The organism is Bacillus sp. KS1, assembly GCF_020075515.1.
Taxonomy (GTDB): Bacteria; Bacillota; Bacilli; order Bacillales; family Bacillaceae; genus Bacillus; species Bacillus velezensis.
Genome location: NZ_JACAWW010000026.1, coordinates 1 through 10,742 on the forward strand (window position 1 = coordinate 1; position 10,742 = coordinate 10,742).

The window sequence follows — 10,742 nt, forward strand, 5'->3', positions numbered from 1 at the left end:
CCGACGATGATGTCTTCCTGCCCGCTCAATCTCGCGAGTAACGTATTGTACGCGGCGAGAAGCACCATATACAAAGTAGAGCCGTGATCCCGGGCGATGCGGTGAAGGCCGGATGCCGTTTCAGCGTCAAGCGTGCACGATACGCTGCCGCCCGCAAAGCTTCTGACCGCCGGACGGGGCTTGTCAGCCGGAAGCTCAAGCACCGGAAGCTCTCCTTCAAGCCGCTTCAGCCAATACGCTTCCTGCTTCTGATATCCTTCTTTCTCCTGAAACGACCGCTGCCAGACGGCATAGTCTTTATATTGAAGGCGCATCGGCGTAAGCGAACGGCCTGCGTACAGCTCGCCGAATTCTTTAATCAAGGTGTTGACGGACACACCGTCAGAAATAATATGATGCATATCCGTTAATAAAAGGTGACGTTCGTCTGATTCTTTCACGAGAGCCGCACGGAAGAGCGGCGCTTCTTCCAGACAAAACGGCCGGACGAATGCGTCAGCTGACTCGGCCTCATCCAGCTGAAACGGTACGCTGTCATGGATGCGCTGCACCGGTTCGCCGTCAGGCCCCGTTTCAAAGGACGTTCTGAGCGACTCATGCCGCTCCACAAGCTGCCGGAACGTCTCCTCCAGCCGGCTGCGGTCAAGCGGGCCCGTCAGTTCCAGCACAGCCGGCATATTGTAGCCGACACCGCCGTCTTCAAGCTGTTGGAGCACATACATCCGTTTCTGCGCCGAAGACACCGGGTAGGTGTCCTGTTTTTGTGCAGGCTGAATCGCTTCATACGGGCTTTCTTCCAAGTCCTGAATAACCGAAGCGAGCTCTTCCACCGTCGGCCGGGCGAAGATGTCCTGTAACGGCACCTGAACACCGAACTCTTTGGCGATGCGGGAGACGAGAGCCGTCGCTTTTAACGAATGGCCGCCCCGCTCAAAAAAGTGATCCCGGATGCCGACGGGGCCGTTTTTCAGCACCTCTTCCCAAAGGGCGCAAAGCTTCATTTCCGTGACGTTCCGCGGAGCGGTGTACGCCTGTCTGTCTGCCGCTCCGCCGGGAGCCGGCAGCGCGCGGCGGTCAAGCTTTCCGCTCGGCGTGACCGGCCATTCGCTCATCTCTATAAACTGAGCCGGCATCATGTAGGCCGGAAGGCGTGTCGCAAGCTCCGCCCGCACGTCATCGCTTTCCCGTCCTTCGATATAGGCGTAAAGCGCGGTTTCGCCGTGTTCAGTCCGGGCGGTGACCGCCGCCTCACGAATGCCGTCGATGCGCCGGATCGCCGCTTCGATTTCTCCCGGTTCAATCCGGTAGCCGCGGACTTTCACCTGTCCGTCTGAACGGCCGAGCCATTCGACAAGGCCGTCTTCTGTCCAGCGTGCGATATCGCCCGTCTGATACATGCGTTCTTCCGGATAAAACGGATCATTGAGAAAGCGCTCCTCTGTCAGATCAGGCCGGTTCAGATAGCCGCGGGCCACCCCTGTCCCCGCGATGTACAGCTCTCCGATACAGCCCGGCGGCAGAAGCTGTTTCTTTTGATTTAAAATATACAGCCGCATGTTATGCCCGGAAATGCCGATCGGAACATCGTGAAATTCCTTTCCATGCGGCAAATCAAAGTACGCCGCTTCTACTGTCGCTTCCGTCGGACCGTAGGAATTTGTCAATTCCGTTCCAGGCAGAAGGTCATAAAAACGGGAAACCAGGTGCGGGCCCAATTGTTCGCCGCCGGCAAAAACCCTTTTTAAGCAGGTCTTTTTGATCGGCTGTTTTCTGGAATTTATATATTCCAAGAAAGCATGAAGCATGGATGGCACAAAATGGGCCGCCGTTATTCGGTTTTTCTCCAATGCGTTCAGTATCATTTCAGGGTCTTTCTCGCCGCCTTGCGGAAGGAGAAAAACAGAAGCTCCCGCGATCGGCCACCAAAACAGCTCCCAAATCGAAGCGTCGAAAGAGTAGGATGTTTTATGCAAAATGATGTCAGAATCACTTAATCCATAACGCGTTTGCAGTGAGTATAAAAAGTTTACGGCTGACCGATGTTCAACCTGCACGCCTTTTGGGCGTCCCGTAGAACCGGATGTATAGATGATATAAGCCAATGAATCAGGCTTTACCGGAACGTTAGGGTTGGCGGCAGCTTCAGGGTTTCCTGTTTGTCCGCTTTTCAGAGAGATCATTTCTCCCTCAAAAAGATCTGGTGCGAAAAGTTCTGGTTCTGCCAGTAAGAATTTCACGCCGCTGTCTTTCAGTAAAAAGCGAATCCGCTCTTCCGGGTAATCCGGATCAATCGGCAGATATGCACCGCCTGCTTTTAAGACAGCGTAAATGCCGATCAGCATGTCAGGAGAACGCCGGCCCATAATGGCAGTTTTATCCTCCAGCCTTATCCCCCGCTTGATCAGCTGATGCGCAAGCTCGTTTGCCCTTTCGTTCAGTTCCTGATACGTAATCGAAATGTCATCAGTTAAAATCGCAGGACGGTCCGGCGTTTTTTTCGCCTGCTGTTCCAGCAGATCATGAAGAGACTGATGAAGCGGAAACGCTGTTTTCTGAAAGGGGCTGAAATCTTGAAGCAGAGACACTTCTTCTTTTTCTGTCAAAACAGAAATATCGTCTAATTCCAAGCCCGGATCAGCCGCGGCGTTTTCGGCAAGTGTCGTAAAAAATCCCGCCCATTTTTGAATCGTTTTTCTCTCAAACAAATCGGTGCTGAATTCAAACTGGCAGTACAATTCACCGGCGTTTTCAGAGATGTACAGCGATAAGTCAAATTTAGAAATCGGCAGGCTGACGTCTGCCGGCTGCAGTTCAAGTCCGGCCGCTCTAAGCTTCTGCTGTTCCATATTTTGCAGCGCAAATGTTGTGTCAAACAGCGGATTTCGGGACATGTCCCGCGGCACACCGAGCTTATCGACGAGCTCTTCTAACGGGTAATCCTGATGTTCGTAAGCCTCAAGCGCTGTTTGGCGAATTTCCTTTAAATATTCTTTGAATGTCATGCTTCCGTCGGGACGCGTCCTGAAAGCAAGCGTATTGACAAACATGCCCAGAACGGCGTCAAGGTCGGCATGAGGCCTTCCTGCAATCGGAGACCCGACAATCATATCTTCCTGTCCGCTTAAACGGGATAACAGAACTGTGTACACACCAAGCAGCGTCATATACAGTGTGCATTTGTTTTCTTTCGCCAGCTTTTTCAACTGAGCTGTATGTTTTTCATTGATGACAAATGACACCCGGTCTCCGGAAAAACTCCGCACCGGGGGACGCGGCTTATCAGCCGGCAATTCAAGCACGGGAATCTCACCGGCAAGCCGGTTCAGCCAGTACTCCTCTTGTTTCCGATATGCGGCGCCCGCCTTAAATGATTGCTGCCAGACGGCATAATCTTTGTATTGAATCCGTAACGGCGGCAGACTTCTCTCAGCATACAGCTCACTGAATTCACGTATCAAAAGATTGACGGATACGCCGTCTGAAATAATATGATGCATGTCAGCTAAAAGCAGATGCCGGTCTTTTTCTATTTGGACAAATCCCGCCCGGAAAAGGGGCGCTTTGCCGAGATCGAACGGCCGGATAAACGCTTCGGCTGATTGTTCTTTTGTAAATGCAAACGGCACGTCGTCATGAATCCTCTGCACGAGCAGGCCGTTTTTTTCTTCAAAGGACGTTCTGAGCGGTTCATGCCGCCGGATCAGTTCCTTGAACACGGCTTCCATCCTGTTTTGGTCAAACGGGCCATTTGCCTCTAAAACGGCTGGAATGTTATAACTGACACCGCCATTTTCAAGCTGGTGAAGGACGTACATCCGTTTTTGGGCGGATGAGACAGGATATGTTTCTTTCATTTCTGTCTTTTCTATGGATGCGAACGGGTTCTCTTCTGCTTCACTGATGATTTTGGCGAGTTCTTCTACAGTCGGATGGCTGAAGACATCGCTCAGCGGGATTTGCACACTGCACTCTTTAGCTATTTTTGCAACGAGTGCCGTCGCCTTTAATGAATGGCCGCCAAGCTCGAAAAAGTGATCGTGAACGCCGATCGGGCCGGTTTGAAGCACTTCTTCCCATATGCGGGTAAGCTTCAGCTCGGTCACATTCCGGGGAGCTGTATATCGACGGCCTGCGGCGTACGCCGAAGCTTCCGGAAGGGCCCGCTGATCGACTTTTCCGTTCGCAGTGAGCGGAATTGAGTCAACAAAAGCCCATTTGACCGGAATCATATACTCAGGCAGCTCTTTAGCCAAATCTCTCCGCAGCTGAGAAGGATCAGTCGCTTGTGAGACGCTGCAGTAAGCGCATAATTCATTTTCGCCCGACTCATTCGTTTGAATCAGAACGGCAGCTTCCTTCACGGCATGATGATTTGCCAGGACGGTTTCAATTTCCTTCGGTTCAATCCGGTACCCTCTGATCTTCACTTGATCATCTGTCCGGCCGATGTATTCAATTTGGCCGTCCGCACGCAGTCTTGCCAAATCTCCGGTCCGGTACATGACGGCGTCCGTTCTGAACGGATCCGGCAAAAATTTTTCTTTGGTCAGCGCCGGATTGTTCACATAGCCTCTTCCTGTATTCGCCCCGGAAATATACAATTCTCCCGCAATTCCGAGAGGCTGAAGCTGCCGGTTTTTGCTGAGAATATACATCTTGTTATGATGGATCGGTTTCCCGATCGGCGGATGTTCAGGTATGTCATCTCCCGCAGAAATCGTATACGTTGAAACCACATGAGTTTCTGACGGGCCGTAATGATTATGCAGATGCATACCGTGTGAACGGAGCGTCTGCCTGAACAAACGCGAAACGGTCAGCTGCTCCCCGGCCGTAATGACATGCTTCACACAGCGGGGAAAAGACTGTGCATAACCTTCTTCATTGAAAAGCATCTTGACAAACGCAGTCGGGAAAAACACCACTTCCGTTTTGTGCTGATCAATAAACGAAAACAGCTGAGACACATCCCGTTTGATTGATTCGGGCACGATACAAAGGGTGCCGCCGCTCAAGAGTACTGAAAATAACTCCTGATAGCAGACGTCAAACGCCAAAGATGCGTACTGCAGCACATTTGTGCAAAAATCAATGTCTGTGTTCGTCAATTGGTGAGAAAGCAGGTTGGCCATATTTTTATGTTCGAGCAGCACACCCTTCGGTTTCCCTGTCGTTCCCGATGTATAAATCATATAAAGGAGGTCGTCCGCCGTATTAATGGATTGCACATTGCTTCCGTCCGCTTCCGTCCCGGCCTCTTCTATGTATGTAACTTGCAGCGCTTGTTCCGCGGGGACTGACTGATGCCGCTCTGTTACAACATGGACGCAGCCGCTGTTTTCAATAACATATCGGATACGCTCCTTTGGACTGCCCGGATCTATCGGGACAAAGGCGCCGCCCGCTTTTAAAATACCGAGAACGGCCGCCGCTAAAGAAGGGGAACGGCCGAGCATGACGCCTACCGGCTCCTCCCGCTTTAATCCGCGCTTTTGCAGCAGGCGGGCCAGCTTATTAGCCGATTCGTTCAGTTCTTTGTACGTCACTGACTCACCTTCATACCGAATCGCGATTTGATTCGGCGTTTTTGCGGCCTGCCTTTCAAACATCGCATGAACCGTGTCATATTCAGGTTTTTCGGTCTCTTCAGAAATCGGCGCAAGCAGCTGCGCTTTTTCCCCTGGGGTGATGATTTCAAGCTTGTCCGGCGTGATGTCCGGTTTGTCGAGAACCTGGGAGACGATGTATGCTAAATGGCCTTTGATATTTTCAATAAATTGGCGGTCATACATGCTTGAATCGTATCTCATTTTCAAATGAATCTCGTCACCCGGCGCCACCATCAGGTAAAAACTGTAGTTGGTTTCGTCTTCCATGCTGAAATCATGGATGTGAAAAAGGTCTTTCGTGTCTCCCTTGCTGTTCAGCACATCAAGCTCCTGTTCAACCGGATAATTCTCAAAGACGAGAATGTGGTCAATTAAGCCTTGTTTTACCTGTGAATTCGCCTGTATATCATAAAGCGGATGATAGCTGTATGCCTGTCCTTTCAAAGCGTCCCTTTGCACGTTTTTGATCAGCTTTTGAAACGGGATGTCCGCCCCGCTGATCCGGACAGGCACGGTATTAATGAACAGGCCGATCATTCGCTCGATGCCTTCGATTTCAGACGGCCTTCCGGAAATGACAGAACCAAAAACCGCATCTTCTGTCTGGTTATACGCCTGAAGCAAAATGCCCCAGAGCGTGTGGAAAATGGTGCTCAGCGTGACCTCTTCTTTTACGGCCAGCTCTTTCAGCTTAGCCGTGTCCTCTTTTGAAAAGGAAAACGTCACTTCCTCTTGTCTGCTTTCGCCGGCTTTTTTCTGCTTCGGCAGAACAGTCTGCTGCTCAAAGCCTTCAAGGTATCGCTCCCAGTACGAAGCGGCTTTTTCTTTATCTTGCTCCATCAGCCACTTGATGTAGGTCCCGTACGGCACAGCGGGCTCAAGCGTTAACGGTGTCCGGCGGAGCCGTGAGGCGTATATCTGGAAGAACTCTTTCAGCACGATTCCGAGACACCAGCCATCCATAATAATGTGATGGAAACTCCATATGCACGTATATTCACATTCACCGGTTTGAAGCAGCGTCACCCGCATCAGCATGTCTTTTTGCAGTTGAAACCCTTTCTCACGGTCTCTTCGTTTGGCTTCTTCGATATACTTGATTTGATCAGCCTTATTTAAATTAGTGAGATTTTCCTCAATAATGCTGACGTTCCGCTCTTTTAATACGACCTGCTGCGGCACTGACACGTTCTGGCTGATAAAGATCGTTCTGAAAATATCATGTCTTTCGAAAAGGGCATGAACGCTCTCTTCAAACACGCGGGTGTCAACCTTCCCCGTTATTGAAAAGGAGGCCTGCTCGGCGTAAGCCTGTGATTCCTTTTGCAGGAGGGAATGAAAAAGCATTCCTTCCTGCATATAAGACAGCGGATAAATATCCTGAATTGCATTCTTTTTTGTCATGTTATAATCTCCCCGTCGCCTTTTTCTACAGTTCCTCGACAAAACTCGCTATGCTGTCCAAATCATCAGATGTTAACGTTTTGCTGCTAAAATCACTAACGGTTTTTTCTGCTTCCTCTTTGCCGGTGCAGTGCGCCATAATATCACGCAAATATTGCTGTAAGGTTTGCAGCAGCTGTTCCATCGTTTCTTTGCGGAAGCGGCTCGGCGGATAGCTCAAACTGAAGTGAAGTTTGTTTTGTACGGCCATCGCGCTCATTTCCACCGCTTGTTCCCGCTGCCATGTCGGCGTGATGTCGTGCCCGCTTGCAAGACCGGACAGACTGAACGTGTGCTGATCTTCTGTATCATTGAATTGCCCTAAATAGTTAAAGCTGATTTCAGGCGCTTGTCTGAAGCGGATTGTTTTTTGTTCAGGCGGTGTCATGTATTTTAAAATGCCGTAGCCTATTCCTTTATCCGGTATTCTTCCGAGTGTGTCTTTGACCGTTTTTACCGCCGTTCCAAGCTCAGCGCCTGCTGTGTTCAAGTCAATGAGCACCGGATACATGGAGGTAAACCAGCCTACGGTGCGGCTGATGTCGAGCTCCGGCATGATGTGCTCTCTCCCGTGCCCTTCCATCGCGATGCGCAATCTGCCGCCCCCTGTCCAGTCCCGTAAAGCCAAAGCTGCGGCAGTCAGAAGAATATCTTGCGTATCGGTATGGTAGGCCCGGTTGACCTGCTGAAGCAAAACGGACGTTTCTTCTTCTGTAAGCGTAAAGCTTATCGTTTGCCGAATGCTGTCGGCTCCCGTCTGATGCTGCGGTTTTTCATAAGGAAGTTCGGCGGCTGTTTCTTCTTCAATAAAACGCCAATATTCTTCTTCATGCATCAGCTTGCTGCTTTTTGCGTATTCTGAAAGCCGTTCAGCGTATTGTTTAAACGAATCGGTCTTTGGCGGAAGCTGGACCGGCTGACCTTTTACGGCTTGAGTGTAAGCGGCAGATAAATCCTCCAGCAGAATACGCCATGACACTCCGTCAACCGCCAGGTGATGTACGGTGATGAATAAATAATCCCCGGACCGGGTTTTGAACCAGCCGGCTTTTAATAACGGCCCTTTTTCAATATCCATCCGCTGTTGAAGCGCAGCCACTTCAGTTTCTATTTCTCTTTCCCAAGTATCTGTCCCAGACAGATCCCAAATGTCCAAGCTGTACAGTTCAGCTTTTTGAATACCGTGATTGATTTGTCTGAAACTTTCGTTTTCTGCACTGACAGTGATCCGGAGTGCATCATGATGAATGACAAGATGCTCCAAGGCTTCTTTGAGCGGCTGTTTATGCAATGCGTCAGAGCTGAACATCATGACGGACTGATTGAAATGATTTCTGTTTTCCATCCGCTGTGATAAAAACCAGTGCTGAACGGGTGTCCAAGGTATGTCTCCTTCCACCGGCCGCTGATCGATGACTCTTTCCGCTTTCCGGATAAGAGGCGCGAGTTCCTTAATGGACGGGTGCCGGAATAAGTCACTTGCCGTCATTTTCCACCCATAGCGTCCGAGCCGTGCGGAAACTTGCAGCGCTTTGATTGAATCGCCGCCCAGCTCAAAAAATGAGTCCTCAATCCCGACTTGTTTTGCGCCGAGCACTTCCTGCCAGATCACGGAAAGCTGTTCTTCAAGCTCATTGCGGGGAGCTGTGTACGCGGTTTGAAGCGCGAGCTCCGGTTCGGGCAGATTTTTCCGATCCAATTTCCCGTTCGGCGTAAGCGGCAGCTTCTCAAGTTCCATCATATAGGCCGGAACCATGTAATTCGGCAGTTGCTTAGACAGTGAAGAACGCACTTTTTCTGTATCCATGTCCGCCTGCAGACTCATATATGCGATCAGTTCTTTATTGCCGGACTGCCCGGTTCTGACTGACACGGCAGCTTCTTTCACGCCGTCCAGGCTCCTCAGTGCGGCTTCAATCTCTCCCAGCTCGACCCGATAACCGCGGATTTTCACTTGATCATCCATCCGCCCGGCATATTCGATCGTTCCGTCCGGCAGCCAGCGGGCTAAATCTCCGGTGCGGTACATCCGTTCTCCGGGAACAAAAGGATTGGGGACAAATTTTTCTTCCGTCAGCTCAGGGCGGCCGAAGTATCCTCTTGCCACACCGTCTCCTCCAGTGCATAATTCGCCGATAACGCCGATCGGCTGCGGTGTTCCCCTGCTGTTTATGATATATGCGGTTGAATTTCCGACTGGGCGCCCGATCGGGATTGAATGATCGTATGATTGTTCAATCAAAAAGCAAGTCGAGAACGTCGTGTTTTCAGTCGGTCCGTATCCATTCCATACTGAGAGATGAGGCAGCGCATTCCGAACCCGGTTTACATGGCTCGGGGACAGTGCTTCCCCGCCGATAATCAATCGGGATAATCCGGAAAACACGTGTTCATTTTGTTCTGATAAATGGTTGAACAGAGACGATGTCAGCCACAGCGTCGTAATGCTGTTTTGCTGTATAAATGTTTCCAGAACATCAGAATCGAGATAGGTTTCCTGGTCACTTACATATAAAGAAGCGCCGTTTAAAAGCGGACCGAATATTTCAAATGTCGTAACGTCAAATCCTAATGATGAAGTAAACAACAGTCTATCTTCCGGCGTAAAATCAATATAATTGCTGTTTTTCACAAGGCGGATCACGCTTCGCTGTTCAATCATGACGCCTTTTGGCGCACCTGTTGACCCGGACGTATAAATCATGTAGGCCAACGATTCAGGTCCGCCGAGCGGTTCGGGATTTTCCGAACTCAATCCGGCCTTTGTTTGAATATCCTCTATGAATAAACGTTTTCCTGAAAGCGGCAGACCGTCAAGTTTATCAGATTGGAGAAGAATATCAGCTTTACAGTCTTTAAGCATCCATTCAGCCCGTTCCCGCGGTACATCGTCACCGATAGGCAAGTAGGCGCCCCCCGCTTTTAATATTCCGAGGATTCCGGAAACAAGCTCTGTTGTGCGGCCGGTTAATAAGGCGACAACGCTTTCCGGACCGACGCCATTTGATCGAAGAGCCGCCGCTATTCTGTTAGCCCGTTCGTTCAGCTCACGGTATGTCAAAATTTGTCCATCATATACAACTGCCCGGGCATCGGGAGTTTCTTTTGCCTGCCGCTCAAATAAACGGCTGATGGTTTCGTGTCTTGGGTAATCGCTTTTCGTCTGATTAAACTGATAAATGACGCGATTTGTTTCAGCATCATCCAGTACGTGAATGTCACCAAGCGGTATCGCTTGGTTTTCAATTACTTTTGTAAGAATACGGGTAAAATAAGATAGCCATTTTTCAATTGTCTGTTTTTGATAGATATCTGTATTGAATTCAAAATCAAAGCTGATGGAACCGTCAGACCCTTCTGACGCGTAAAGCGTGGCATCAAACTTTGCGGTTTTATGACTTGTATCCGCAGCTTGGGCCAAATGCAGCTTATTTAACACCAGGGATTCACGCTCCATATTTTGGAGCACAAACATAACGTCAAACAGCGGATTGCGGCTCATGTCCCGCTGCACGCCGAGCCGTTCCACAAGCTCTTCAAACGGGTAGTCTTGATGCTCATACGCCCCAAGCGCCGCCTGACGGACTTCCGCCAAATAATCGGTGAACCGTTTGTCTCCTTTCGGCTCCGTTCTGATGGCCAGGGTGTTGACGAACATGCCGAGAATCGGTTCAAGGTCTTTGTGCGGAC

2 protein-coding genes are annotated in these 10,742 nt (G+C 50.2%); both read right to left on the bottom strand.

Features of this window, described 5'->3' with window-relative positions; translation table 11 throughout:
• Positions 1 to 7,013, bottom strand: a 7,013-nt coding sequence (locus HWY38_RS18525; protein ID WP_224182365.1) for a non-ribosomal peptide synthetase, incomplete at its 3' end; no start/stop codon positions are given.
• Positions 7,014 to 7,038: 25 nt separating this feature from the next.
• The coding region (locus HWY38_RS18530; protein ID WP_224182366.1) for a non-ribosomal peptide synthetase at positions 7,039 to 10,742 on the bottom strand (3,704 nt) is incomplete at its 5' end.